The sequence below is a fragment of the Deltaproteobacteria bacterium genome, assembly GCA_020845895.1.
GTDB lineage: Bacteria > Lernaellota > Lernaellaia > JACKCT01 > JACKCT01 > JADLEX01.
The window spans coordinates 36,464-62,357 of record JADLEX010000047.1 but is presented as its reverse complement, the minus strand read 5'-3'; the positions used below and the strand labels follow the sequence as shown (position 1 = coordinate 62,357).

Here is a 25,894-nt window from a genome sequence, read left to right as displayed (position 1 = left end):
ATGAGCGCATCACGGGACATCATCGCGGCCGTCGCCACGGCGTCCGGCGTGGCCGGTGTGGCGATCGTCCGCCTTTCGGGACCGGGGTGCCTGGCCCTGGCCATGGGCGCGTTTCGCACGGCCCGGCCCAGCCCAATCGAACCGCGCGCGATGACGTACGGCCGATTCATCGACGCCGACGACCGCACGTTCGACGACGGGTATCTCGTCCACTTCCCCGCCCCCGCGAGTTTCACCGGTGAAGATGTCGTCGAACTGCACACGCACGGCGGACGCGCCGCCCCCGCGACGATGCTCGCGAGGCTGCGCGAGCTGGGCGCGCGCATGGCCGAGCCGGGGGAGTTCACGAGGCGGGCGCTCGAATCGGGGCGCATCGATCTCGCGCAGGCCGAGGCGATTCTCGACGTCGTTCACGCGCGATCGGAGGCCTCGTTGCGGGCGGCGAGCGCGAGGCTCGCGGGCGCGCTCTCCGGGCGGCTGCGCGACTTGCGTGAACGGCTGATCTCGGCCAAGGCGCTCGTCGAGGCGCAGATCGACTTTGAGGACGCCGACGTGGGCGACGTTCAAACCGCGTCGATCGTAGAGCCGATCGAGTCGGCGCGGCGCGATTTGGCGGCACTCGCCGCCGGATACACGCGATCGCGCGTCTTCCGCGACGGCGCGCTCGCCGTCATCGCGGGGCGGCCGAACGTCGGCAAGTCGAGCCTGCTCAACGCCCTGGTGGGCCGGCGGCGCGCGCTCGTCTCCGAGGAACCGGGCACCACGCGCGACGCGATCGAGGATGACGCGGTGCTGGCCGATGTCCCGTTTCGGCTGGTGGACACCGCGGGACTTCGGCGCGAGGCCGAACGCCTGGAAGCGCAGGGCATCGAGATCACCCGCGAGCGCATCGCCGAAGCCGACCTGGTCGTTTTCGTGATCGATGCATCCGCGGGCGAGACGGAAGAGGACCGCGCGCTGCGCGAGGCGCTGCCGTCCGTGCCGATCGTCGCCGTCGCCAACAAATGCGACCTCGCCGCGCTGCCGGGCGTGCTCAACGTCAGCGCGATGACCGGCGCGGGGCTCGACGCGCTGGCCGCCGAAATGGCCCGCGCGGCGTTGGGTGACGCGGCCTCGGGGCGCGACGAGGCGCTGCTCGCGAGCGAGCGGCACGAGCAACGCACGCTCGACGCGATCGCGCACCTCGACGCCGCGCTCGCCGCACTCGCCGCGGGCTCGTCCCCCGCCATCACCGCGCTCGAAATCGCGGACGCGGCGCGCGCGCTGGGCGAGATCGTCGGCGAGACGACGCCCGACGACGTGCTCGGCGCGATTTTCAGCCGGTTCTGCATCGGCAAATAGCGCTCGCGACTTTTCGAACGCACTTGACCCGCCAGCCCAAACCCGACACATTTTGCGCCGTTTCGGAAAATCCGCGCCGCGAGGGGTTCATCATGTCGAGCATGGAAATCGAGCGGGACGAGAGCGAGGCACCGCGCATCAAGGGCGTCGTGACGGGCGCGCTGGGGCGCATGGGGCGGCTCTTCGCCACCGCGCTGCACACAACGCCCGGTTACGCGCTCTACGGCGCGACCGAGCGCCACGACCATCCGCACGTCGGCAAGGACATCGGCCTCGAACTCTTCGGTCGTCCGATCAATTGCTCGCTCGAAAACGATTTGCTCAACTGCGTCGTCGCGGCGAACGTCGTTATCGACTTCACCTCGCCCGACGCGTCGCTGACGCACGTGAAAATCTGCGCCGACCGAAATATCCCTTACGTCTGCGGCACCACCGGATTCGCGGGCGACCAGCTCGCGGAGTTCGAGCGCATCGCGGCAGGGACGCGAACGGTCTTTGCGCCGAATTTCTCGGTGGGCGTGAATCTGCTCATCGCCCTCGCCAAACGCGCCGCGCGTGTGCTGGGCGAGGACTTCGACGTGGAGATCGTCGAGGCCCATCATCGGCACAAGGTCGACGCACCGTCAGGCACCGCGCTCGCGCTCGCCCGGGCCGTGGCCGAGTCGCTCGAACTCGGCGACGACGCCTTCGTCTTCGGCCGCGAGGGCCACGTCGGCCCACGATCAAGCGGCAAGATCGGCGTGCTCGCGGTGCGCGGCGGCGACGTGGTCGGCGACCACGATCTGCATTTCCTCGGCGACGGCGAGCGCGTCACGCTCACGCACCGGGCGTCGAGCCGCGAGACCTTCGTGCGCGGCGCGCTGCGCGCGGCGCTGTGGCTGCAAAACCGCGAACCGGGTCTGCACTCGATGCGCGACGTCCTCGGTCTTTAGATCCGCCGAAGGAGCACACGATGCGGATCGTTCGTTACCGACACGAATCGGGATCGGGCTATGGGATTTTGACGGGCGATCGGATCGCGCCGGTGAAGGACCCCTTCATGTGGAGCGCGCCCGATGCGCCGGTCTACCGCCCCGAGCCCGTCGGCGCGAATGATCTGGAACTCGCCGCCGTGCAGTTGCTCACGCCCTGCCGTCCTTCGAAGATTGTCTGCATCGGCGTCAACTATCACGCTCACGCAGCGGAGATGGGCAAGGCCGCGCCGGCGGAACCAATGATCTTTCTCAAATCCCCGTCGGCGGTTCTCAACCACGGCGGAACGATCCTGCGTCCGCCGGATTCCGAACGCGTGGATCACGAGGCGGAACTCGGCGTGGTGATCGGGCGACCCTGCCGACACGTACCCGCGGACCGCGCGCGCGAGGTGATCTTCGGCTACACGTGCGTGAACGATGTGACCGCCCGCGATCTGCAGCGAAAGGACGTGCAGTTTTCCCGAGCGAAAAGTTTCGACACCTTCTGCCCATTCGGGCCGTGGATCGAAACCGAACTCGACCCCGCGGATCTCGGCGTCGAGGCGCGCGTGAACGGCGAAATTCGGCAGTCCGGCCGCACACGCGACCTGATCCACGACGTGCCCAAACTCGTCGCCTTCATCTCGCGCGTCATGACGCTCATGCCCGGCGACGTGATCGCCTCGGGCACGCCCGCGGGCGTCGGCCCGCTTGTCGCGGGCGACCGAGTCGAGATTACGGTCGAGGGCATCGGGACGCTCGCGAATGTCGTGGAGAACGATCCCGTACGGATGTTGATCTAAGAATCAACCCGCCCAGCTCAATTGACATCGATTCCAACGACCGGGACAATCAAACCACATCACTGTTGGGGTTGGTTCGCGTGACGATGCGCTTTGCAGTCGTTTTTCTCGCCGCGTGTTTCGTCATTCCGGCCGGTTGCGGCGAACGCGATTCGTCTGACGACGACTCGCCGGACGCCGACGACGACGCGGACGACGACACCGTGGATGACGACCAGGCCGACGACGATCAGAGCGACGATGATGTGATCGACGACGATGCGGGCGATGACGACACCGGCGACCCCTTTGATGGGATCGTTCCCACGACCCTCGACAAGACCATCATCCCCACGGAGTCCGGCGACACGTGGGCGCTCGGCGAAGGACCCGGCGAGCCCCACATCGAACGCAACGACCTCGGCGCCTTGCCCACGCGCGATCCCGGCGGCGCCGAACCGCTTTCCATCACCTATTTTCTTTCCATCGCCGACCCGCAGATCGTGGACGAGGAATCGCCGACCCGGCTGACATTTTTCGACGCCTGGTGGGTGCTCTTCGGCATGTTCGAATACGTCTTCCGCCCGCAGGAAGATCTGACGGCGCAGCAATTCAATGCCATCGTCCGAACCTCCAACCGAATCCAGACGGACTACGATCGCGACTTCGATCTCGCCCTCGTTCTCGGCGACGGCGCGGACAACGCGCAGCGTAACGAGATCGAACTGATGATCGATATCCTCGACGGCACGGGCCTCATCTCCGGCATGCCGGGCTGGGCGCGGCCTGACAGCGGCGATCTCGACATCAATCCCGACACCGGACGCAACCGGGGCGAACGCCATTTCGGCGCGCAGGAAACCGACGCCGACGGCAACAACATCAACCATTTCGAACGCGCGGGTCTTCCGAATTCCAACGCCGACTTCCGCGCGGGCGGACTGCGCCGCGCGAACGGCGAGCCCCTGCCGTGGTATTTCGCCATCGGCAATCACGATGTCCTCAACAACGGCGGTTTCACGCCCGGCGGGCGGCTTGGATATTTTTCCGCAGCCGAATATGTGGGGACGCGCTCGCGCTTCGGCTTCATCCCCGGCGTCGGCGCACTCGCGCAATACCTGATCGACAATCCCGATGCCACCGTGAACACGTGGGGCGGCCTTTACGGCATCCCGATCAATTGGCGATCGATTCTTTGGCTGATGACCTTCGATCCCGAATGGACGAACGACATCGACCCGCGTTTCGACGTGGATCTGTACACCGCGGGCACTCCCGAGGATCCGACCGACGACGGCGTGGATGTGGCCGCCGATTCGGCCCGCGAGTTTCTCGGACCCGAAGGGGTCATTCCGCTTTTTGCCGCACACGGCCACGGGTTTTCCGACAACAACGGCGACGACGTCGTCGATGCCCAAGACGGAGGATGGTATCGCGTGGATCTCGGCGGCGACGTGCCGCTTCGTATGCTCGTGCTGGACACCATGGACGCGGCCATCGTTTCGGAAGGCGGAATGAGCATTCGCCAGCTCGAGTGGCTGCGTGACGAACTCGACGAAGCCGAAGCCGACAAGGTCCTGGTCGTCGTCGCGTCCCACCACCCCGCGGAATTGATGCTTGTGGGCACGCAGCGCATGTCGGACGTCCTCAACGCGCATCCCAACGTGATCCTGCATCTCGTTGGCCACGGCCACGTCAATGACGTGACGGCTTACCCAAAGCCGGGCGGCGATCCGGGCGCGGGATACTGGGAGGTGCAGACGCCCTCGATCTGTTCATTCCCCCAGCAGGCGCGGATTTTCGAGATCGTCGACAACCGCGACGGCACCGGCACGGTCTATTCCACGCTGTTCGACCACTGGCCGATCGACGGCGACAACGCCGACATCCTCGCCCAAAAGGGCCGCGAACTCGGTTTTGAAAACTACCTGCAACTGGGTTACGACGGCGGCGGATTCCACGGCTACGGAGGCGTCAACGAACGCAACGTGGCGCTCAAGTTTCAGATTCCGCCTGATGTGGCCGACGCGCTGGCCTCGATCCCGTTTTCGGGCGAAATCACCAGCACCGATGTCCTGGGGCAACTCGTCGACTGACGCACAACCGACGCTCAATCTCTGCGTCTCACCACCAACTCGGCGAGATCGATATAGGCGCGCGTACGGTGTCCTTGGCCGAATGGACGATTGAGGCCGCCGGCTACACTTCAAGCCCGACGGTTCTTGCGTTTCCTTACTATATTCCTTACTATTTCATGAGAACGTACCGGACCAGGAGGATTCCCATGGCGAACGCGCGGACGACATCGAGCGCAAAGCTCACGGTCAAGGGGCAGATCACGATTCCGAAGACGGTTCGCGACGCGATGCGGCTCGGCACCGGCGACCGCGTGACATTTCGACTGCGCGATGACGGCGTGGCGGAAATGGCGGCGGGATCCGTCGATCTGCGGGATCTTCACGGCAAACTGCGACCGCGAAAAAAGGGCGTCACGCTCGCGGGGATGGATGCGGCGATTCGCGGCGGCGCGGATCAACGATGATAGCCCTCGACACGAACGTGCTCGTCCGTTTTCTGGTCGCGGACGACGCGGCGCAATCGCGCCGGGCGCGCGCATTGATCGAGCGGGGCATCGCCGCGGGCGAGCGCTTTTTCGTCGCCGACATCGTGCTGTGCGAAACCGTGTGGGTGCTCGATCGCGCGTACGGGTTCTCGCGCGCCGAGATCGCGGGCGTGCTCCGCGCCCTCGTCGCCGCGCGCCACGTGGTGATGGAGTCGGCCGGGCGCGTGCGTACGGCGCTCGACAACTACACCGCGAAGCGTGGGGACTTCTCCGACTATCTGATCGCCGAATCGGCCATCGCCACCGGGTGCGAGCGCGTCGCAACCTTCGACCGCGCCCTTCATGCCGATCGGCGTTTTATGAAGGTGTGAGGGCGCGCGGCGGAACCGCCGCTCCCCTACTCCCGCCGTCTCACCACCAATTCGGCGAGATCGAAATACGCCCGCGTGCGCCGGTCTTTGAGGAAGGGAAATTCGCGCCGCGTGAGTTCGACCGCTTTGCGGTCGATGGAATACAGGCCCACGCCTTCGACCTCGCCCATCGGCTCGCCGAGCAGATCGCCGGTCGGCGCGGCGGCGAACGACGCGCCGCAAAACGACACGTGTTCCTCCTCGCCCACGCGGTTCGCGCGCAGCACGTACACGCCGTTGAAAAAGGCGTTCGCCATGAGCGAGCGCGTCCACAGGTCCTCGTTGCCGCCGGTCGCGCTGGTCAGCACGACGATCGCGCGCGCGCCGCGCAGGGCGAGCGCCCGAAACGCCTCGGGAAAAAACGAGTCCCAACAGATCAGGAACCCGATGGGGATGCCGTCGAACGTGAAGACCGGAAAGTCGTCGCCGTCGGCGAAATAAAATTTTCCTTCCCATCCGGGAATCTGCGGCACGTGCACCGAGCGATATACACCCTGGATCTCGCCGGTCGCGTCGATTGCGGCCACGGCATTGTGATAGAGCCCCTGCCCGTCGTGCAAAAACAACGGCGCGGCGACCGCGATTTTGTGCGCGCGGGCAAGCTCGCGCCAGTTCTCGACGCGCGGCCCGTCGAGGGTTTCGGCGAGACGAAACGCGTTCTTATCCATCCCGTCCGCGAACCAATTCCAACCGAAGAGTTCCGGGAATACGGCGAGCACCGCGTTCTGCGACGCGGCGTATTCCAGCCGCTGCGCGGCCCGGTCGCGGTCCTTCTCCCAATCGCCGCTCGTCCGCTGCTGTACTACCGCCACCGTCACCACATCAGCCATCGCACGCTCCCCGAATCGAATCGCCGACAAATTAGCGGCAAGCGAACTTGGAGTCGAGGAGTTCGATGCCCTCACCCCCGTCCGCTCTCCCGTCAGACGGGAGAGGAGTGCCGGAGGCGGGGTGAGGGTCACTTCGCCCCCGACCGTTGATAGCGATCGACAAGAACGCGGTGCTCGGCGTAGGTCGCCGAAAACGCGTGCGTGCCGTCGTTGCGCGAAACAAAGTAAAGCGCGTTCGACTCCGCGGGCCAGAGCACGGCGCGCAGCGACTCGCGCCCCGGGCTCGCGATCGGCCCGGGCGGCAGAGCTGGGATGCGATAGGTGTTGTACGGCGTCGCTTCGCTCAGATCGGTGCGCCGAAGCTTGCCCGTATAGCGCTCGCCAAGACCATAGATCACCGTTGGATCGGATTGCAGCGGCATCCCGAGCGCGAGGCGGTTGAGGAACACGCGGGACACGAGTGGGCGTTCCGCCGGCGCGCCGGTCTCTTTTTCGACGATGCTCGCAAGCGTGACGACCTGGTGCGTCGTCAGGCCGGCGGCGCGTTCGCGCGCGCGAAACTCCCCGCCGTACACATCGAAGAATCGCCGAACCATCGCCTCGATCATCCGCCGCGCGCCATAGCCCTTGGTGAACTGATACGTGTCGGGAAACAGGTAGCCCTCGAAGGAATCCGCCGGAACATCCATCGCACGCGCGAACGCGCCGTCCGCGAGCGCGGCACGCACGGCCGGGGCGTCGTCCACGCGCTGGTCAATCATCGCCGTCGCGATCTGCCGGACCGTCCAGCCCTCGGGGATCGTCAGTCGTCGCTGCACGACCGGACTGGTCACGAGGTGCTCGAGCACGGCGAGCGCGCTCTGGCCGCGCGCGATTTCGAACTCCCCCGCGCGCAGCCGCGCGGCCTGGCCGCGCAGCTTGGCGACGAGCAGGAAACCGGTGCGCGACCGGATGAGCCGAGCGTCTTCAAGACGCGCGGCGATCTGCATGAACGATGTGCCCGGCTCGATCTCCACCAGCACCGGCTCGCCCGGCGCCGTGGGACCGACGAGCAGATGCGCGGCGACGCCTGTCACGACGACCAGCAAGCCCGCCAGCGCCAGCGCGCCCGCGAAGAATCGCCGCGCCGTCACGATCCCACTCCGCTCGCGAATGTCGGCACCGCCTCGCCGGGGCGATCCAAGAACGCCTGAAGGATGAACGCCGCGGCCACCTTGTCCACGCGCGCCTTGCGCTTCTTGCCGCGCACGCCCTCGGCCAGCAACAGATTTTCCGCCGCCGCGCTTGTGAGGCGCTCATCCATCAGCCACACGGGTTTGCCGGTTTGCGCGGCGAGTCGCAATGCGAACGCGCGCGCGTGCGCCGACCCCGTACTCTCGGTGCCGTCCATGTTGAGCGGAAGCCCCACGACGATTTCGACGGCTTCGTGTTCGTTCGCGAGCCGCGCGACGTTTTCCAGATCGGCTTCATCGCCGCGCGAGGGAACGACGCACACGGGATTCGCCGCGAGGCGCAGTCCGTCGGACACGGCGATGCCGATTCGCGCGCGGCCGAGATCCACGGCGAGAACCCGCCCCACGCTCATGTTTTCGCCCGCCTCACGCTCATGCGATCCCCCGCTCCGGCGTCGTCCCGGCGGCCGTCATGTTGACGACCTGGGTGATCTTGTGCGTTCGCGGGTCGCGCTCGATCGTCTCGACGCGCAGACTCGTCATGGCGACGCGGCGATCGTCCGCGCCGTTGCGGCGCAGGTGAGCGCGCAGCACGCGGTCGATGTCGGCCTCCACGCGCTCGGGCGACGCGCCGACATCGGGCACGTAACGCACTTCGATCGCGCCCGGACCCGTCTGCACGACCTGATAGGTGCGCAGATTCGGCACTTCGAGAAACGCCACGAGGATCGGCAGCGGCACGAGGCGCGCATCGCCGCCGGTTTGCCCGGGTAGAACGAGGGTGTGGTTGGTTCGTCCCTCGATGCGCACGTGGGCGAGCGGCGATCCGCACGGGCAGGGCGTCTCGTCCCACGTCACCGAGTCGGACATCTCGTAACGAACGATGGGCATGAGATAGTTGAACAGGTGCGTGAGCAGGACCTTGTCGCCGCGTTCGCCCGCGGGCACCGGGCGGCCTTTGTGGTCGACGTTTTCGACGACGACCCAATCCTCATTGACGTGATAGCGTCCCTGCGGGCACGAACGCGCGATCGAGAGCACCTCGGTGCAGGCGTAGATGTCGAAGATCACGATGCCCGGCCACGCGCGGCGCACGCGCGCGACGATCTCGGGCGTAAACGGCTCGCCGCCCGCGGTGAGAATCCACGGGCGCGCCTTCAGCCGTCCGTCGAGGCGCGCGTTGGCGAGCTCCGCGAGCATCGTCGGATACGAGTGGAGCGCGAAGGGACGCATGGCGTTGATCTTCGTGATGATCTCGTCGAAGGGTTCGCTGATCTCGATCTCGTCCATCCGAACGATGCGATCCGTCCAGGTCGAGCGGATTCGCGGCATGAGCACGCTGGCGAAATGCCCGCCCGTCGGAATGACGGTGGCGGCGTGGAGCGGCCACAGCGGGGCGAGCATCGCGCGCGCCCAACCCCACCGGAAATCGGGGATTCCCGTGCCGCTGACGGCGAGCGCCTGCCCGAGTTCCCAACCGAACTGATCGATGACGAAGACGCCGCGCTCCCCCGACGAGCCCGACGTGTGGGCCGCGACATAGAGCCCGCGATAGATTTCGCCGACGCGCCCGGGGTCCTCGACGAAGCGGCGCAGGTCCGCGAGGCGCAGATGCGGATCGGTGACAACGCGGTCGAAGTCGTTCATCAGCGCCGTCTTCGACGTCGGTTCGAAATCGGCAAGGCGTGGTGACGCGGCGTCGCCGCGGAAGCGGTCGCGGTAATGGCCGCAACGTTCGAGCGCGAAACGCAGCAGGCGCTGCGTGTTTTGCCGCTGCAGGGCGAGCACCGCCTCGCGATCGCCGCGCCGGCGCAGTCGATTGAGCCGGTGAAGGTGGCGCGCGACGCGCCACACGCTCACGTAATCCGGGACCGCGGCGGGAAGCGCGGAATGCGGAACGACGCCGTTTTGCGACTCGTGATTCATGGCGACGAAACAATGCCGCGCGTCGGCGCCGGCGATCCCGGCTAGCCGTGCGCCGTGGATTCCTTCTTCTTGCGCGTGATGAGGAACTCGTTGATGAACTCGTCGAGATAGCCGTTCAGCACCTTGTCCACGTCGCCGATTTCGTGATTCGTGCGGTGGTCCTTCGCCATGCGGTACGGCTGGAGCACGTACGACCGGATCTGATTGCCCCACGCGATATCGGTCTTCTGCTCGTTGACCTTGTCGCGTTCGGTCTGACGCTTCTGCTCTTCCAACTGGTAGAGCCGCGCCTTGAGCATCTTCATCGCGTAAGCCTTGTTCTTGTGCTGGCTGCGTTCGTTCTGGCACTGCACGACGATGCCCGAGGGGAAGTGCGTGATGCGGATGGCCGACGAGGTCTTGTTGACGTGCTGGCCGCCAGCCCCCGAGGCGCGGAAGGTGTCGATGCGCAGGTCCTTGTCCTCGATCTCGACCTCGATCTCGTCCTCGATGTCGGGATACACGAAGAAGCTCGCAAAGCTCGTATGCCGCCGCGCGTTGGAGTCGAATGGGCTGATGCGCACGAGCCGATGCACGCCCGCCTCGGCCTTGAGAAGCCCGTAGGCGTTTTCTCCGCGCACGGCGAAGGTCACCGACTTGATGCCCGCCTCTTCGCCCGGCTGCTCGTCGAAGATCTCGGTTTGGAATCCGCGCCCCTCGGCCCAGCGCAGATACATGCGCAGCAGCATCTGCGCCCAGTCCTGCGCCTCGGTTCCGCCCGCTCCCGCGTTGATTTCGCACAGCGCCGGCGCCTTGTCGGCCTCGGCACTGAACAGCATCGCGACTTCGGCGGCGGTGACGTCGATCTCGATCTGATCGAGAAGCGCCAGATTCTCGGCCATGAGACCGGGATCGGGATCGGCTTCGAGCAACTCGAAACCGGCCAGGAGGTCTTCTCTTTTGGAAAGGAGGTTTTCGACCTTGCGAATCGACCCTTCGAGGTCTTTTTTCCGCTTCATCACCGCGTTCGCGGCTTTCACGTCGCTCCAGAATTCCGGCACGGTGGTTTGTTCCTCGATCCGCGCGAGTTCTCCTCGCTGCCCGTCGAGGTCAAAGATACCTCCGGATGTCCTCGATGCGATCGATGACACCATCCACGCGAACCTTGAGATCGTATTCCACGTCAGACTCCGTCGGCGGCGCGCGCGCGGCGAGCCCGCGCATACGCGATGGCCGAAAACGCCAGGAATGCTAACACGCACACCCATTGAAACCAATCGCCGAGGCGCGAGTAGATCGTTTGCACATTCATCGTACGCACGTCGTCGGTCACGGCGGCGGGCACGTAGGTTCCGGTCGCGGACTTGGTGCGGCCCGCCGCGTCGATCACGCCCGAGATGCCCGTGTTCGCCGAGCGCGCGAAATATTTGCGGTGCTCGATGGCGCGCATGCGCACCTGATCCCAGTGTTGATGCGGCGCGCTGGTGTCGCCGAACCACGCGTCGTTGGTGATCGTCACCATGAAGTCGGTGCCGAGGTTCACGACCTTGCGCACGATGCCCGGGTAGATGATCTCGTAGCAGATCGCCATGCCGAAGCGGCCTTCGGGGTGCGGAAAGACGATGTACTCCTCGCCGGGGTAAAATCCCGCGCTGAGGCGCAGCTTGGACAGCGCCGGGATTGAGCGCAGCCACTTCACCAACGGCACGGAGAGTTTTTTCAGCGGCAGGTACTCGCCGAAAGGCACGAGACGGTGCTTGTTGTACCAGTCCGACAAATCGCCGTCGGGCGACGCCAGCACCACCGAGTTGTACTTGTAGGGCCACTCCGGATCGTCGGGATTCTCCACCTTCGTCGGCACCGCGATGAGCGTCCACGCGCCGACGCCGTCCACGAATTCGCGCAGATCGGATTTCAACGCGCGGCCCTGCGTCTGCCAGTAGGGCAGCGCGGTTTCGGGCATCAGGACGAGCGACGCGCCGTCCACAACGGTCTTCTTCGCCTGCGCGAGGTAGGTCTCGAAGGTGCGATCCTGATTGCCGGGGTTCCACTTCTCGTTCTGGTCGATGTTTCCCTGCGTCATCCCGACGCGAATTGCGCGTCCCGACGCCATCTGCTGATCGATGGCGGGGATGCGCAGGAAGCCGTAAACGGCCAGCGCGACGACCCACATCGCGAAGGTGACGAATTCGCCGACGGGGAATCGGCGATCCGGCCGCGATTGGCGTTCGCGGGCGAATTTCCAGATTTCGTAGATCACCGCGTTGCCAAGGGCGACGGGGAACGAAAGCCCGAGGCCGCCGATGACATCCGCGGCCTGCGCCATCGGCAGCCAACCCACGAGCGCATGGCCGATCATCGACCACGGAAAGCCCGTGAGGAACCACGTCAGCACCCACTCCTGCGTCATCCATGCGAGAGGAAAGACGACGGAGAGCGGCAAGGCGACGCGCTCGCCGACGCGCCGGGTGAGCCAAAACGTGTAGCCCCAGAAGACGCCGAGGAATCCGCACAATAGCGAGAACACGACGAGCGCCGCGGGCAGCGGGAAGTGCCCGTAATGATTGATGGTGTAGACAAGCCAATAGAGCTTGCCCGCATTGCCGACGAACCCCGCGACAAAACCGAACCACCACGTGCGTTCGGTCGTCTTCGCGCCCTGCGCGATCGCCAGCGTGGGCGCAAGCGCCACGAAGGCGAGCGGCCACAACCCCGCCGAGGGAAACGCGAGAACGTACAGCAGCGCCGTGACCAGCGCAGGCCACGACTCGCGCAGGGCCTCGCGCCGTTCGGGGGTGAGACGGATTTTCTTCATGATCCCAAACCGGGGTCCAAGGAAGCGCGGATCATAAGCAGGCGACCGTCAAAAGGCAACGCGCGCCACGCTCCGCGCGGACCGCTATTGCCCGCGAACGCCGCCTTCCATTAGATTGTTTTTTCCACTTCGAAATCCCGGGGGTATCCGTGACGATGCGCACGCTGTTCGGCATTCTTTTTGTATTCGCGACGGCGACGACGATCGCCATCGGATGTGGCGGCGGCGGCGATGACGACGATGACGACGACGCGGCCGAGGAAGAACAAACCGAGTGCGTGGACGGCTGCGAGGATAACGGCGACGGCACGATGACCTGCGAATGCCTGCTTTGGAAGACGCAGGACAATGGCGCGGCGCTCACGTGGGACGACGCGCGGGATTGGGCCGAGGGTCTCGACGAGGCGGACAAGTCCGACTGGCGGCTTCCGACCGTCGATGAACTCATTGCGCTGTACGATCTCGATCGGCCTTACACGGGCACGGACACCGCCGTCACGGCGTACATTCGCGAACCCTTCGAGGTCACGAAGACCGACCTGTGGTCGGGCGAACTCGATCCCTCGGATAATCAGAAAGCGTACTACGTGAGTTTTCTCACCGAGGCGGGCGCGTACGCGGGGTCGATCCTGCGAAGCAACGCCGGCTTCCAGTCAGCGCTCGCGGTTCACGATCTCGAATAGCGTAGCGGGATCGTTCGCGCGCCCGCGCCTTGCCCGAGCGCGGAAAATCGGTACCTTAGACGGATGATTCGGCTCCACACGCTCGTCCCGTCGATCGCAGCGATGACGATTTCGTTGGCGCTCGTGTGCGCGGCGGCGCCCGTGATCGCCGACGACGAGTTCGTGCGCGCGGGCGAAGCGCTGGCGGCGGGCGACACGACGAGCGCGCTCGCCGGGTTCGACCGCGTCGCGCGGGCGGGCGGCGAGCTCGCCGAGGCGGCGCACTTCGAGCAGGTGCGCCTGATGGCGGATCAAGGCGGCGCGCAGACCATCGAGGAAGCGCGCGAGTTCCTCGGCCGCCACGCCGATTCGGTTTACGCCGATCTCGTTCGGGGATATCTCGCCGACGCTCTGATTGGGGCGCATCGCGGCGCGGACGCCTTCGCGGTGATCGATTCCCGACTCACGGACCGACCGGAGGACTCGCCGGACATCTGGACACTTCGCCGCGCCCGAGCGCTCGCCGACGCCGGACGAATCCACGAGGCGCTCGCCGACGCTTACCTTGTAACGCACGAAGGATTCAAGAGCGCCGTGGTCAAAGACGCGCGGCAACTCGCGGACGAACTGCGCGCGAAGGGCGCATCTGCCCGCACACCAACGCAGGGCGAGATGGCCGCGTTGTTCGACCGCTATTTCGACGACGGCTGGTTCCAGACCGCCGGGTGGATCGCGGACCGCGTGCAGGCCATGGCGCCGGGCTCCGACACCGCGCAGATCCTGGAAATGCGCGCGGTGGGATGCGTGATGTATCGCGGGCGCTGGAAGCAGGCGACCTCGGCGCTCGCCTCGGCGAAGAAAAGCAACCCGACCTCCGAGATCGCCCGGGCGCTCGCGACGATCTACGACACACGGGTGGGCGCGGCGGCGAAGGACGACTTCGACATGCGCCGCGCGCTGCTGCTCGGCGCGGCCCGCGTGGCGCCGGGGTCATATGTCGAGGCGGAGGCGCTGTGGGCGTCGGGAAACATGGCGCTCAACGAAGATCGTTTCCGCGTCGCGGCGCAGGACTTCGAACGCGCGCATCAGGTGGCGAAGACCGGATGGATCGCGCGCGAATCGCTGTGGTTCGGCGGATTCGCGGCGCACTTGGGCGGCGACGACAAGAATGCGCGCCGCCTGCTCGAATCGCTCTACCGATTCGACCCCGACCACGCCGACGCCGACCGGGCGCTCTACTGGTGGGGCCGCTCCGCCGAAGGCGCGAAGATGCCGGACGAGGCCGAGCGCGTGTACCTCGATCTCGCCGACCGATATCCGCGCACGTACTACGGGCTCGCCGCCGAGGCGCGCCTGGAGGCGATGGGGCACGGCGATTTCCGCGCACGGCGCTGGCTCGACAACCGTTTTCTCGCCGAGGCGTGGGGTTCGTGGCTCGGGTTACCGACGTTGCCCGAAAACGCAGAGCAGTCGGGCGGCGGCGGCGATGCCGTGGACGCAGGCGCGCTCGCGGCGCTGGGCGGCGCGGCGCAAACCGCGTCGAAGTCGACGCGCGGAGCCTTCGCGGCCATGCGCGCTTTCGCCGAGACCGATCAGCGCGAGTCGCTCAAGCGCCATGCTGATCTCGTCCGGACGCTCGCGGAGAAGGACTCGACGCTGCCCTACCCGCTCTCAGTGGCCTACGCGTTATGCGGCGAGCAACTCGATTCGATCCGCATGGCCGATCTCGCGGCGCGGCACATCCGCGCGGGGGCGCTCGTCGACCCGCACGAGCTCGTCGCGCGGCGGCAATTCCCCATGCTGCACGCCGACGTGATCGAACGGAATGCCCGCGAGAAGAATCTCGATCCGTTTCTGATGCTCGCGCTCGTGAAGCAGGAGTCGGCGTTTCAGACGCACGCCCAGAGCTGGGCGGCCGCGCGCGGACTCATGCAGGTGATCCCCTCGACCGGGCGCTACATCGCCAAACAGCGCGGCATCAAGGGCTCGGTCGATCTGTACGACATCGAGACCAACGTCGATTTCGGCACGTGGTATTTCGCCCGCGCCTACCACGGAACCGGAGGCGACGTGCCGCGCACGCTGGCGGGCTACAACGCCGGACCGGGGCGCGCCACGCGCTGGTGGGGCGAAAACGCGGGGCGGCGCTATGACGAGGTCATCGAGCGCATCCCGTTCGACGAGACGCGGCACTACGTCAAAGTGATTCTGCGCAACTGGGAGATGTATCAGCGGCTCTATCAGGACCGCGACGCGCAGGTCGCGCGCGATCACGTCTTCGAGATTCTCGCGCGCCCGGTTTCCGGCACCGACATCGCCTTTCGCGACGACTGACCGGCGCCCCCTGCTCTTGAAAAGCGAATCGACCGCTCCGGTTTCCCGAAGCGGCCGAACTTCTCTTCAAACACATTCGCGCTTACGCGCACCAGGCATAGGGATCGTCGTCATCATCGTCGTCCGACTTCGGCGCGGGGGTCGGCGCGGTCGTGTCGTCGTCGCCTTCGTCATCGTCGTCCCACAGGTCGTCGGAGTCGTCGTCGCCATCGTCGTCCGTTTCGTCGTCATTCAGCCAGTCGTCGTCGGTGTCGTCATCGGTGGCGTCGTCATCGGCGGTTTCGTCATCGTCGCCAATCACCTCCTCGATGCACTCGCCGACTTTCTCGCACCCATCGCCGCAGAAAACCGCGATGCAGTTCATGACGGCGTTGACCCAGTCGTTCGTCCCCGCCTGACAATCGGCGACGAGATCCTCCACGTCGATCGGCTCTCCCGACTCCGGGTCGTATAGAAAGAGATTGCACTCGACGTAGAGGTACATGACCTTGTCGAAGCAGAGGCTGTTGACGTCGGGGCAGTCGCCGGCGTCCTCCGGCGCGGTGGCAAACCCCGCGAGCACGATTCCGAGAACCATGAAGGCCGCCGCGGCCAATGCCAACGGTTTCATCATCGCAACCTCCGCGTCAGTCGTGCGTGAGCGCTATGTTGTCGAAATGCGCAAGACCGTCGTAAACGCCGATCGCCATCAGCGAAAAGCTGTCGACGGGGCCGCTCTGCATGTACCAGTCGAAGTCGGTGCAACTGCTCGGCGCGCCGTCGATCAGCACCGAGTAGGTCATGGAGGACGAGTCCACAACCATGCTGACCGTCTGCCACGTTTCAAGGGCGGTCAGGCCGCAGCCGATCCACTGTCCTTCGCCGTTGATCGCCTCGACGTGTGCGTCGGGCGCGATATTGAGACACACGTCGAACAGGCTGGTCCAACCGCCGCCGCCCGAGTGCGTCGCCGATACGCAGGCCATTTCTCCCGACAGCCAGTACCAATCCCACGACAGCGTGAACATGCTCGTCTGTTCGGGGAAATTCGCGTGCAGCTCGCCCCAGGAAGATCCGTCCGGATCGTCGAATTCGACAACGTGGCCGGATCCGTCCTTGGTCACGGCCTCGACGATAGTGAAGGCGAGGGCGCCTTCGATATACTCCGGCGACCACGGACCGTTGGGCGTTGTCCCCAAGTCGTAACTCTCGAAGTCTTCCGTGAAGGGATCGGGGAAGGCCGAGTCGTCGTCCGCATCGTCATCGACATCGTCGTCGACGTCGTCATCGGCATCGTCGTCCGCGTCATCATCGGCGTCGTCATCGACATCGTCATCGGAGGGAGCCGTGTCGTTGTCGTCATCATCGTCGCCGCATCCGCTGAGCAGGAACAGCGCAGTGCAAATCGCCGGCAGCACCAACATCCACTCGCGCATCGCACCACCTCCAGAGTTTGGAAACATCCAAAACATCGACCAACGCACACTTTCGCGCCGGATCTAGTGTGTATCGAATATCACAATTTTGACTTGGAAAAAAGAAAAATCTCGGCCTTGGCCGCGCGTGCGGAAAGCCAAAGGTTATTTTTAGTTCCGCGTTAGCGCCCGGCGATCTCGTCGGCGATATCGGAGAGAACGTCAAAGCCCGGTTGATGTGTGCCGTCGTTGTGGACGACGCCCCAGTAGGTCTCGACGCTCTGAAGAACATCGAGGAAATGCGGATCGATCACCTCGGGGTGTGCGATCAGGTACGCGAGCACGGGCAGGATGCGTCCGTCGGTGAAATCCGGGCCGATCGCCGCGAGGGCCGCGATGTCGTCCGGCGTGATGTCCACGCTGTCGGCATCGGCGCTTTGCAACCCAAAATGAAAGTACCCGACCACGCCGGCGTCGTAAGCCGCGTGAAATGCCTCGTCGATGAAATCGGCCTGCGACTCGGCCGAAAAGCCCAATTCGACCGGTCCCTTGGGATAGCCGATCTCCATCGCGATCACCGGCTTACCGCACGACGCCTCGGCGATCGTCTCGGCCCGCTCACCCACCACCTCGCCCATCACCGGCTCGGCCACGTAATAGTTGGGGTAGGCATCGAAGCCCATGAGGTCGACGTAATCGCGCCACAGGGTCGCGGCCTCGATCCACGACGGCTGGCCCAGTAGCGCCGAGTAGTTCGGATGGATGTCGGTGTGCAGGTTCTGCGTGGTGATCGCGTCGGGATCGGCGTCGTGGACGGCGCGGTAAAGGGTGGCGAGCAGCTCGGTGATGAAATCCCAATCGCCCCACGCCGACGCGAACGCGTCGAACCATTCCGGTGAGCGCCAGCCGTAGATGCCCGTCAGCATCGCCTGATTCAGTTCGTTTTCGGTCTGCCAGAATTTGATGACGATGTCGGTCGCGTCCTTGTAGCCGTCGCCGTCGTAGCGCTCCACCAGCGCGCGCACCTCGCGGTATTGCTGCGCCAGGTATTGCTCGCGGCCGAGTCGATCCGGCGTTGCGCGATCACCATCGATATAGGGCAGCGTGGTCGTGTAGCCGTGACCGACGATGGGCATGAGCGTCAGTCCCGCATCGAGCATGGATTTCGCGTTCGCGTCGATCCCCGTCCAGTTCTTCGCGTCGATGTAATCGTCGATGATCGTGGGATCGGCTTCGATCTCGGCCATCGTCAGATCGGGATCGGTGACTTCCGGTTCGAACGAGATCCACGAAAACGTGGGCCGGTGCCATGCGATACCCAGTTCCGGCAACAGCACCTTGGGATCGCCGCCGCTGCCGCACACGCCAAGCAGGAATCCCGGCAGGTCCACCGGCGGATTTTCAGGATTGTCGACCGTGTCGTCGCAGTCATTGTCGATGTCGTCGCCGCACACATCGAGCGCGTCGGGATTCACCGCGTCATCGGCGTCGTTGCAATCCTCGCCGCCGCAGGCCGCGTCGGTGTATCCATCGCCATCCGCGTCGGGGCACGGTGTCGTGTCATCATCCCCCGTATCGTCGTCGTCGTCGTCGGACGTGTCGTCGTCGGCGTCATCATCCGACGTGTCATCGTCCGTCGTATCGTCATCGGATGAATCGTCATCCGTCGTATCGTCATCGACCGACGTGTCGTCGTCGTCGGCCGCGTCGTCATCGGTAACCGAATCGTCATCGACTGCGTCGCCGTCAGCACCGTCGCCGGAATCCGACGACGAACCGCCGCCGCATCCCGCCGCGAAACACGCGAACGCGAGGACTGCGAGAATCGACGTGAGGTCATTTCGAAGCATGGCGCGACTCCGATCTCGATAACGGCGACCCGGCGCCGCCTCGCCCGCTCAACCGGCCTTGATGAATTCGCAATCGGGCGTCACCTCGACGAAGTGCGCCGCGCCCTCGCCGAAGTTGTCGCACTGATTCGTGTCGAGGTCATCCACGTCGGTGCGCGGATTGTGCGCCACGTCGCACACCCAGTCCTCGACCACCTCTTCCGACAGGCACGGGCCGTCGGAGAGATCCAGCTCGTCGGCGAGCGCGTATTCGCACAGCGCGATGCACTGATCGATCGCGTCATCCTGACCCGAAAGCTGATCCCACGACGTCTCGCCGTCGCCGTCGCCGCCATCGCACGCGAAGACGCCGATCGAGAGCGCAACGACGCAGACCGACAGGACCCCAAGGAACGAGCGTTTCATCACTTCACCCCACGAGTGTTCGCGCGGCGCGCGTTACAGCGTCACGCCGTGTTTCGCCGCGCGAATGCGGCTGTTGAGTTCGCGCACCACCACCTGCGCATCGGCCAGATAACCGCCGGACCCCGGCGAGTCGATCGCGCGGGTCTGCGCGCCGTCGGTCAGGATCATCTTGTTGCCGACCAGACCCGCGGACGACGGCACGGGCTTGAGATCTTCGATGTTGAACGTGTGCTTGGCGAAGAACGTCGCACCGGATCGACGATTCAGGATGAACGCGCGTCGGTTCGTGACGATCAGGATCTCCTCGATCTCGCCACGCATGCCGCACCCGGTCACGACGTGCTCCTCGGGTTCGAGCTGAATCATGCCCAGCTCGATCAGCTCGCGGTAGCGATCTTCGAGCGGCAGCGCCGACGCCGGTTCGTCGGCCTGACCGACGATCTCGCCGGGATAAACGATGCGTTTCGTGCCGTCGGGCGCGAGCAGACGCACGGCGACCAGCAGCATCGATACCGCGAATGACGCGACCGCCGAAATGAGCAGAATATCGTGAAGCGGCACCCGAAGCTCCCGTTTCGCGGCATCTTAGGGAGCGCGCGCGGGCGTGACAAGGACGAGGGGCGCCGGAAGGCGGGGCGTCTGAACGCCGGACCTTAAAGTCCGTTCACGATCCCGCGTGCGCGCTCGGTCATGGCCGGGATCGACCGGTCGTCGCCGTCGAGAATTTCGCGGGCGAAGACGAGCAGCCAGTCGCTTTTTTCGGGAAAGTTCTCGTCCTCGACGATGGCGCCCGTCTTGAGGTAGTGCGCGCGCATTTTCTCGGCCTCGCACACCACGTCGGCCTCGCTCTCGGTCGTGGCCTGGCTCTTGAGGTGACCCGAGAGCGCCGATTCGGACCAGTACATCGCGAGCATGCGCTCTTCTTCGGGCGAGAGTTTCACCAGCACGTCGGGCACGATGCCCTGCGCCTGAATCGACCGGCCCGAGGGGGTGTAGTAGAGCGCGGTGGTGAGACGCAGCCCCGCGTCCTCGCGAAGCTTGAAGATCGACTGCACGCTGCCCTTGCCGAAGCTGCGCGTACCGAGGATGAGCGCACGTTTGTGGTCCTGCAACGCGCCGGCGACGATTTCGGTGCCGCTCGCCGAAACGCTGTTGATGAGCACGACGACGGGCGTGTTGCCGCGGGCTCCGGGCATCGTCGCGAATTTTTCGGTTTCGCGCAGGCGACCACGGCCGATGGTGTTGACGATGATGCCGGCCGAGAGGAATTCGTCGGCCACCTCGACCGCCTGGTCGAGCAGGCCGCCCGGATTGTTGCGCATGTCGAGAATGACGCCGCGCAGCGGCGGGGCTTTGCGATCGAATTCCCCGAGCGCCTTACGCAGATCCGCGCCGGTGTTTTGATTGAACGAATAGACCCGGATCCACGCGATGTCGCCTTCGACGCGTTCCGCCTTGATCGTGTTCACGGGAATGTCGCTTCGCAGAAGCTTCACCTCGAAGGGCGGATCGTCGGCGCGCTTCATGGTGAGCGTGACGCTCGTGCCGATCTCGCCGCGGATCATATCCACCGCCTCGTTGAGCGACAGGCCGAGCGTTTCGACGCCGTCCACCTTAACGATGCGGTCCATCGGCTTCAGACCGGCGTTGGCGGCGGGCGTGCCCGGGATCGGCGCGATGACGGTGAGTTGATCGGAGCGCATGCCGACTTCGATACCCACGCCGCCGAAATGCCCCGACGTTTCGTCGCGCAGTCGCGTGTATTGGCTCGCGGCCATGTACTGTGAGTGCGGATCGAGGCGGAACGTCATGAAGCCGAGCGCGTCGTTGAACAGCTCCTCCTCGGGATCGCCGTCGTCGAGCTTTCCGCGCACGAAAACGTAGGCGCGCAGGAACGCGTCCACCGCGCCGCGGCGGTCTTCGGGAATGTCGATGGCGAGCGTCTCGTTCGCGATGGCCAGCACCGCGCGACGGCCGTCGATCTCGACGCGCAGCGGCCCTGGCGGAAGATCGCCGTTCTCGTCCTCGGGCAACGCGTAGGGGTCGAGCGAGCCTTCGGGCGGCGGCTCTTCGGGCACGCCGACCGACGGGTCCGCGTTCGGGCCATGGGGACTGGGCGGCGTCTCCGCCGGCGCGGGCGAGGGCGATGTCTCAGGTTCCGGCGATGGCGCGGCTTCCCCCGCCTCCTTCGCCGCGTCCTTCTCCGCTTTCTCCTTCTCCAGCTTCTCGCGATACGCTTTCGCCGCGAGCGAGCGCTCCAGTCCCTGCAATGCATTCGCCGTCAGGTCCGCGGGCGACGAGGCGCTGATGTAGAACTCCTCGATCAGTCCGTACATGTCGCCGACGAGTTGCGCCGCCGGGTCCTGCCGGCACGCGGTCGCAAAAAACGCGGCGAACAGCAGCGCAACGGCAACGGGGCGCAATCGTCGTCCCGGCCGCGATGAATGATTCCGTTCCGGATTCAAATTTTTCACGAGACTTCGGCGTCCTTGCGTTTTCGCGGTCTGCGCAGCGAATCGAGCAGCCAGCGTTCGATCAATTCGGGGCTGTGGCGGACGAAGATGTTGAGTTTGCGTTCACGTTCGATGGTCGTGCGCGGGCCGTGGCCGGGCCACACCGCGATGTCGTCCGAGAGGACAAAGAGGTGGTCCTGAATCGCCGTCGAGAGCCGCTTCCAGTCCTCGGGCTTGTCCGTATTGCCGATCGCCCCGGCCATGAGCGAGTCGCCGGTGAAGAGCGTCTTCTTGTATTTCAGGCAGATGCCGCCCGGCGTGTGCCCCGGCGTGTGGATGACCTCGAGGTCGATCGTCCCCACGCTGATGACATCGCCGCCCACGAGCAGCCGCGCGGGGGTGGGGCTCCACGCGCGCTTGCCGCGCACCGCCCACGCCAACGGATGCGCGCGCGTCGCCTTCGCCGCATCGTCGGCGTGGATCATCACCGGCGCGCCGGTCGCCGCCGCCAGCGGGTGATTCCCCCAGACGTGGTCGAGATGCGCGTGCGTGTTGATGATCGCGACGACGCGCAGATTCTCGCGAAGCACGAAATCCAGCACGGGCCCTGGCGCGCCCGGGTCGATGACGGCCACATCTCGACCCGTCTCGGGCCCAACGACGTAGGTGTTGGTGCGCAGAACTCGCGTGCGAAACGCTTCGACGCGCATGAAAACAATCCTCCCCGCCGACGGCGAATCCGCCCGCGCGGTGCATGGGCGGAACAGGGCTCGAACCTGCGACCCGCGGCGTGTAAAGCCGCTGCTCTGCCAACTGAGCTATCCGCCCGCGGCGCCGTCAAACAGATTATTTTAGGAAGAAACGCGCCGCGCGAGAAGGGTCACGACGCGGCGCGTTGAAGCTTTTGTCAGCAATCCATCGGAGTCATCGCCTCGAGACGCCGCCTACGCCCCCGACTTGACCTTCGGCTTGATCGCGAAGCGGTCGAAGGCCGTGTAGATCGCGGGGACCAGAAAGAGCGTGAAGATCGCACTGACGAGCACGCCGCCCATCGTGACAACGGCCAGCGCACGCCGGAACTCCGCGCCCGCGCCGGAAAGCGTCTGCGGAAGCACCGACAGCGCGATCGCGAGATTCATCATGATGATGGGGCGAAGCCGGGACGCCGACGCCTCGATGAGCGCTTCGCCGATCGGCATGCCCTGTTCGCGCAGCACGCGCACGTAATCGAGGATCAGGATCGCATTGTTCACGACGATGCCGACGAGCATGACGATGCCCATCAGGCTCATCATGTTGATCGACACGCCGCCGATGAACAGCGCCATCGCCACGCCGATCATGCCGAGCGGCAACGTGAGCATGATGGTGAAGGGGTGGACGAAGTCCTCGAGAATCGCCGCGAGCAGCATATACGTCAGGATGATGGCGAGAATCAGGGCCTGGAAGATATAGCCGAATTCCTCGGCCATGCTCTCGGCCTCGCCGCCGAAGTGAATGTCGTAGCTCTCCGGCACGCGAATGTTCTTGTCGAGGATCGGTTGGAGCGCGTCGACCGCCTCGCCCGTGGTGATGCCCGACACGTTGCCCAGCACCTTCACGATGCGCTGTTTATCCTTGCGCTCGATCTTCGTTTCGGCCTGCGTGTAGCGGATCTCGCCGAGTTGGCCCAGCGGAACCTGGTGGTCGCCCGCACGAATCAGCACGTCTCCGAACGCGGTGACGTCGGCCCGCTCCGTCTTGTCGAGCAGCACGCGGATGTCGTAGTCCTCGCCGTGCTCGCGAAAGTACGTGACCTCCTGTCCCTCGAAGGCGGTTCGCAGCGCGTACGCCACTTGCTGTGAGGTGATGCCGTACGACGCGAGTTGCTGCCGGTCGGGGGTGAAGGACAGCTCCGGCTTGCCGGCTTCGTACGTGGAACGAAGGTCGATGATGCCCGGCACGCCGCGCGCGAGCGTCAACACCTCGCCGGCGATGCGATTGACCTCGGCGAGCTCGGGTCCGGTGACCTCGACCTGCACACCCTGGCCCGGTCCGCCGCCGCCGTCGCCCACCACGAGCTGGATTTCCGCCGCCGGGATATCGACGAGGCGCGGGCGGATCTCGTCCATCACCTGCGCCACGGTGCGTTCGCGCAGCTCGTGATCGACGAGCTGTACGGTGACCTGTCCGTCCTCGACGCCCTTTCCCGCGCCGCCCACCTCGGACAGCATGGACTTCAATTCGGCGACGCCGGTCAGGCGACTTTCGATGTCGCGCAGCGTGCGGTCGGTCTGCGCGAGGCTCGTACCCGGCGGTAGCTTGGCGATGATCCGAAAAATGCCCTCGTCGCCCTCCGGGAAAAACTCCGCACCCACCTGCGTCAGCAGTCCGCAACCGCCGGCGAGCGACAGCACCGAGACCACCACCACCAGCCATCTTTTTTTGAGCGCCGCGCGCAGCGACGCGGCGTAGTCGCTCGCAAGTTCGTCGTAGAAGCGGTCCCACGCTTTCGCGAAGCGTTCCAGAATCGTGGGATTTCGGTTGTCGTGGTGCGTGAGATGCCCCTTGGGGCGCGCGAGCACGAGCCGCGCGAGCATCGGCACGAGCGTGAAGGAAATGATGAGCGACACGATCGTGGCGAACACGACCGTGAGGCCGAACTGGTAAAAGAACTGGCCGATGATGCCCTTCATGAAGGCGATGGGCGTGAAGACGACGATGTTCGTCAGGGTGCTCGCCGCGACGGCGACCGCCACCTCGGACGTGCCCTCGATGGCCGCCTCGCGGCTGTCGAGACCGGCGTGCAGTTTGGTGGTGATGTTTTCGAGCACGACGATGGAGTTGGTGACGATGGTGCCCACGCTGATGCCGAGCGCCATTAGGGAGATGATGTTGAGCGTGAACCCCGCGAAGTTCATGAGCGCGAAGGTGGCCACGACGCTGCCGGGCATGACCGCGGCGACGATGAACGTCTGCCGGTAGTCGTGCAGGAACAGGTAGAGCAGGATCGAGGTGAGGATCACGCCGACCCAGATATTGCCCGTCACGTCGGCGACCGAGTCCTCGATGTACTTCGCCCGGTCGTTGATGATCTCGACGATCAGGTTCTCCTGCGCGATCCACGGCGCGAGCTTCGCCACCGCATCGTGCACGCCGGCGCTGACCTCGACCGAGTTGGCGTCGTTCTTTTTCATCACCTGAAGCGACACGGCGGGTTTGCCCTGGAAACGCGCCTCGGCACGGGGTTCCTCCCACGCGTCGGTCACGTCGGCCACGTCGCGCAGGCGGATCGTCGCCCCGTCCGCGACCGGTATGCGCATCCCCTTCAGCCGTTCGAGGTCGTTCATCTCGCCGACCATGCGCAACGAATACTCGCTGGCCGAACCGATGATGCGGCCCGTGGGGAAGTTGAAATTCTCCGCCTGGATCAATCCGACGACTTCCATGATCGACAGGCCGTAGGCTCGCAGCCGATCGGCGCGGCACGCCACGTGGATTTCGCGTTGCAGACCGCCGATCAGGTCGACCTTGCTCACGCCGTCCACGCGCGAGACCGCATCCTTGACGCGCGTGTCGGCGAGCTGCGTGATCTCGGGCAGCGGTCGGTCGGAATAGACCGCGACGTTGAGCACGGGAAAGCTGTCGAAGCTGTACTGCTGCACGATGGGCGGCTGCACATCGTCGGGCAGGTTGATCATCGCCAGATCGACCTTGTCCTTCACCTCGATCGCGGCGAGATCCGCATCCACGTCGAGTTCGAATTCCAGAAGGACAAGCGAGAGGCTTTCGAGACTCTGCGACTCCATTCGCTTGAGCCCGGCCACCGAGCCGACCTCGTCCTCCAGCTTCTCCGTGACCTGGCTCTCGATCTCCTTCGGGCCCGCGCCGGGGTAGATCGTGGTGACGACGACGAAGGGAAACTCGACCTTGGGCACGAGATCCTGCGAGAGCTGCGTGAACGAGAACAGACCGAACACGATCAGCGATCCCACCACCATCGTGGTGAGCACCGGGCGGTCGACGGAGGTGCTGATGAGCGACAT

At 65.3% G+C, this 25,894-nt stretch carries 22 protein-coding genes and 1 tRNA gene; 8 read left to right on the top strand and 15 right to left on the bottom strand.

Translation table 11 applies throughout. From position 1 onward, the window contains the following. The 6 genes from mnmE (at position 1) to IT350_06055 (ending at position 6,010) form a co-directional block, all read left to right on the top strand. Positions 1 to 1,341: a tRNA uridine-5-carboxymethylaminomethyl(34) synthesis GTPase MnmE gene (mnmE, locus tag IT350_06080; GenBank protein ID MCC6157603.1), complete on the top strand. Its 1,341-nt coding sequence runs from the start codon at positions 1 to 3 to the stop codon at positions 1,339 to 1,341. A gap of 101 nt (positions 1,342 to 1,442) precedes the next feature. Continuing rightward, positions 1,443 to 2,273, top strand: coding sequence for a 4-hydroxy-tetrahydrodipicolinate reductase (locus IT350_06075; protein MCC6157602.1), 831 nt, complete (start codon positions 1,443 to 1,445; stop codon positions 2,271 to 2,273). A gap of 20 nt (positions 2,274 to 2,293) precedes the next feature. Continuing rightward, positions 2,294 to 3,097, top strand: coding sequence for a fumarylacetoacetate hydrolase family protein (locus IT350_06070; protein MCC6157601.1), 804 nt, complete (start codon positions 2,294 to 2,296; stop codon positions 3,095 to 3,097). A gap of 80 nt (positions 3,098 to 3,177) precedes the next feature. Continuing rightward, complete coding sequence (locus IT350_06065; GenBank protein MCC6157600.1) at positions 3,178 to 5,172, top strand: hypothetical protein; 1,995 nt, start codon at positions 3,178 to 3,180, stop codon at positions 5,170 to 5,172. 188 nt (positions 5,173 to 5,360) lie between these two features. Then, on the top strand, positions 5,361 to 5,618 hold the full coding sequence (locus IT350_06060; GenBank protein MCC6157599.1) for an AbrB/MazE/SpoVT family DNA-binding domain-containing protein: 258 nt from the start codon (positions 5,361 to 5,363) through the stop codon (positions 5,616 to 5,618). After that, on the top strand, positions 5,615 to 6,010 hold the full coding sequence (locus IT350_06055) for a type II toxin-antitoxin system VapC family toxin (protein ID MCC6157598.1): 396 nt from the start codon (positions 5,615 to 5,617) through the stop codon (positions 6,008 to 6,010). The genes IT350_06060 and IT350_06055 overlap by 4 nt, the downstream gene beginning before the upstream one ends. Positions 6,011 to 6,036: 26 nt before the next feature. Here the strand turns inward: IT350_06055 and IT350_06050 are convergent, their stop codons facing one another. The 6 genes from IT350_06050 to lnt all read right to left on the bottom strand — a co-directional run bounded on the left by IT350_06050 (position 6,037) and on the right by lnt (position 12,771). Continuing rightward, a complete protein-coding gene (locus IT350_06050) occupies positions 6,037 to 6,879 on the bottom strand; it encodes a hypothetical protein (protein ID MCC6157597.1) in 843 nt (280 codons plus the stop codon). A 128-nt stretch (positions 6,880 to 7,007) separates the two neighbouring features. Next, complete coding sequence (mltG, locus tag IT350_06045; GenBank protein MCC6157596.1) at positions 7,008 to 8,012, bottom strand: endolytic transglycosylase MltG; 1,005 nt, start codon at positions 8,010 to 8,012, stop codon at positions 7,008 to 7,010. Then, positions 8,009 to 8,464 (bottom strand): Holliday junction resolvase RuvX, encoded by a 456-nt coding sequence (gene ruvX, locus IT350_06040; protein ID MCC6157595.1) that lies wholly within the window; start codon positions 8,462 to 8,464, stop codon positions 8,009 to 8,011. The genes mltG and ruvX overlap by 4 nt, the downstream gene beginning before the upstream one ends. Before the next feature lie 19 nt (positions 8,465 to 8,483). Continuing rightward, entirely contained in the window at positions 8,484 to 9,977 is a 1,494-nt protein-coding gene (locus tag IT350_06035) for a phenylacetate--CoA ligase family protein (GenBank protein ID MCC6157594.1), read from the bottom strand. Between the two features lie 41 nt (positions 9,978 to 10,018). Further along, positions 10,019 to 11,110, bottom strand: a complete 1,092-nt coding sequence (gene prfB / locus IT350_06030; GenBank protein MCC6157593.1) for a peptide chain release factor 2 — start codon at positions 11,108 to 11,110, stop codon at positions 10,019 to 10,021. Between the two features lie 29 nt (positions 11,111 to 11,139). Beyond that, positions 11,140 to 12,771: an apolipoprotein N-acyltransferase gene (gene lnt, locus IT350_06025; GenBank protein ID MCC6157592.1), complete on the bottom strand. Its 1,632-nt coding sequence runs from the start codon at positions 12,769 to 12,771 to the stop codon at positions 11,140 to 11,142. A 149-nt stretch (positions 12,772 to 12,920) separates the two neighbouring features. Here lnt and IT350_06020 point away from each other — a divergent pair, with 149 nt between their 5' ends. Both IT350_06020 and IT350_06015 read left to right on the top strand, forming a co-directional pair. Continuing rightward, positions 12,921 to 13,454, top strand: coding sequence for a DUF1566 domain-containing protein (locus IT350_06020; GenBank protein MCC6157591.1), 534 nt, complete (start codon positions 12,921 to 12,923; stop codon positions 13,452 to 13,454). Between the two features lie 102 nt (positions 13,455 to 13,556). Then, positions 13,557 to 15,767: a lytic transglycosylase domain-containing protein gene (locus tag IT350_06015; protein MCC6157590.1), complete on the top strand. Its 2,211-nt coding sequence runs from the start codon at positions 13,557 to 13,559 to the stop codon at positions 15,765 to 15,767. 82 nt (positions 15,768 to 15,849) lie between these two features. On the opposite strand, the gene IT350_06010 is transcribed toward IT350_06015, so the two are convergent. From IT350_06010 to IT350_05970, 9 genes are all read right to left on the bottom strand, one after another. Continuing rightward, a complete protein-coding gene (locus IT350_06010; GenBank protein ID MCC6157589.1) occupies positions 15,850 to 16,380 on the bottom strand; it encodes a hypothetical protein in 531 nt (176 codons plus the stop codon). A gap of 13 nt (positions 16,381 to 16,393) precedes the next feature. After that, complete coding sequence (locus IT350_06005; GenBank protein ID MCC6157588.1) at positions 16,394 to 17,182, bottom strand: hypothetical protein; 789 nt, start codon at positions 17,180 to 17,182, stop codon at positions 16,394 to 16,396. Between the two features lie 161 nt (positions 17,183 to 17,343). Next, positions 17,344 to 19,011: a hypothetical protein gene (locus IT350_06000; protein ID MCC6157587.1), complete on the bottom strand. Its 1,668-nt coding sequence runs from the start codon at positions 19,009 to 19,011 to the stop codon at positions 17,344 to 17,346. A 48-nt stretch (positions 19,012 to 19,059) separates the two neighbouring features. Beyond that, a complete protein-coding gene (locus IT350_05995; protein MCC6157586.1) occupies positions 19,060 to 19,416 on the bottom strand; it encodes a hypothetical protein in 357 nt (118 codons plus the stop codon). A 33-nt stretch (positions 19,417 to 19,449) separates the two neighbouring features. Then, positions 19,450 to 19,977 (bottom strand): hypothetical protein, encoded by a 528-nt coding sequence (locus IT350_05990; protein MCC6157585.1) that lies wholly within the window; start codon positions 19,975 to 19,977, stop codon positions 19,450 to 19,452. A 92-nt stretch (positions 19,978 to 20,069) separates the two neighbouring features. After that, entirely contained in the window at positions 20,070 to 21,839 is a 1,770-nt protein-coding gene (locus IT350_05985) for a PDZ domain-containing protein (protein MCC6157584.1), read from the bottom strand. A gap of 47 nt (positions 21,840 to 21,886) precedes the next feature. Next, complete coding sequence (locus IT350_05980; protein MCC6157583.1) at positions 21,887 to 22,579, bottom strand: MBL fold metallo-hydrolase; 693 nt, start codon at positions 22,577 to 22,579, stop codon at positions 21,887 to 21,889. Positions 22,580 to 22,624: 45 nt separating this feature from the next. After that, positions 22,625 to 22,697, bottom strand: a tRNA-Val gene (locus IT350_05975). A gap of 116 nt (positions 22,698 to 22,813) precedes the next feature. Further along, complete coding sequence (locus IT350_05970) at positions 22,814 to 25,894, bottom strand: efflux RND transporter permease subunit (protein ID MCC6157582.1); 3,081 nt, start codon at positions 25,892 to 25,894, stop codon at positions 22,814 to 22,816.

Coding starts and splice junctions, on each gene's coding strand:
- prfB (MCC6157593.1), bottom strand. CDS start 11,110: ATGGTGTCATCGATCGCATCGAGGACATCCGGAGGTATCTTTGACCTC.
- IT350_06010 (MCC6157589.1), bottom strand. CDS start 16,380: ATGATGAAACCGTTGGCATTGGCCGCGGCGGCCTTCATGGTTCTCGGA.
- IT350_05970 (MCC6157582.1), bottom strand. CDS start 25,894: ATGTCGCTCATCAGCACCTCCGTCGACCGCCCGGTGCTCACCACGATG.
- IT350_06055 (MCC6157598.1), top strand. CDS start 5,615: ATGATAGCCCTCGACACGAACGTGCTCGTCCGTTTTCTGGTCGCGGAC.
- IT350_06015 (MCC6157590.1), top strand. CDS start 13,557: ATGACGATTTCGTTGGCGCTCGTGTGCGCGGCGGCGCCCGTGATCGCC.
- IT350_06050 (MCC6157597.1), bottom strand. CDS start 6,879: ATGGCTGATGTGGTGACGGTGGCGGTAGTACAGCAGCGGACGAGCGGC.
- lnt (MCC6157592.1), bottom strand. CDS start 12,771: ATGAAGAAAATCCGTCTCACCCCCGAACGGCGCGAGGCCCTGCGCGAG.
- IT350_06060 (MCC6157599.1), top strand. CDS start 5,361: ATGGCGAACGCGCGGACGACATCGAGCGCAAAGCTCACGGTCAAGGGG.
- ruvX (MCC6157595.1), bottom strand. CDS start 8,464: ATGAGCGTGGGGCGGGTTCTCGCCGTGGATCTCGGCCGCGCGCGAATC.
- IT350_05980 (MCC6157583.1), bottom strand. CDS start 22,579: ATGCGCGTCGAAGCGTTTCGCACGCGAGTTCTGCGCACCAACACCTAC.
- IT350_06035 (MCC6157594.1), bottom strand. CDS start 9,977: ATGAATCACGAGTCGCAAAACGGCGTCGTTCCGCATTCCGCGCTTCCC.
- IT350_06070 (MCC6157601.1), top strand. CDS start 2,294: ATGCGGATCGTTCGTTACCGACACGAATCGGGATCGGGCTATGGGATT.
- IT350_05995 (MCC6157586.1), bottom strand. CDS start 19,416: ATGAAACGCTCGTTCCTTGGGGTCCTGTCGGTCTGCGTCGTTGCGCTC.
- IT350_06075 (MCC6157602.1), top strand. CDS start 1,443: ATGGAAATCGAGCGGGACGAGAGCGAGGCACCGCGCATCAAGGGCGTC.
- IT350_06005 (MCC6157588.1), bottom strand. CDS start 17,182: ATGCGCGAGTGGATGTTGGTGCTGCCGGCGATTTGCACTGCGCTGTTC.
- IT350_06000 (MCC6157587.1), bottom strand. CDS start 19,011: ATGCTTCGAAATGACCTCACGTCGATTCTCGCAGTCCTCGCGTTCGCG.
- mnmE (MCC6157603.1), top strand. CDS start 1: ATGAGCGCATCACGGGACATCATCGCGGCCGTCGCCACGGCGTCCGGC.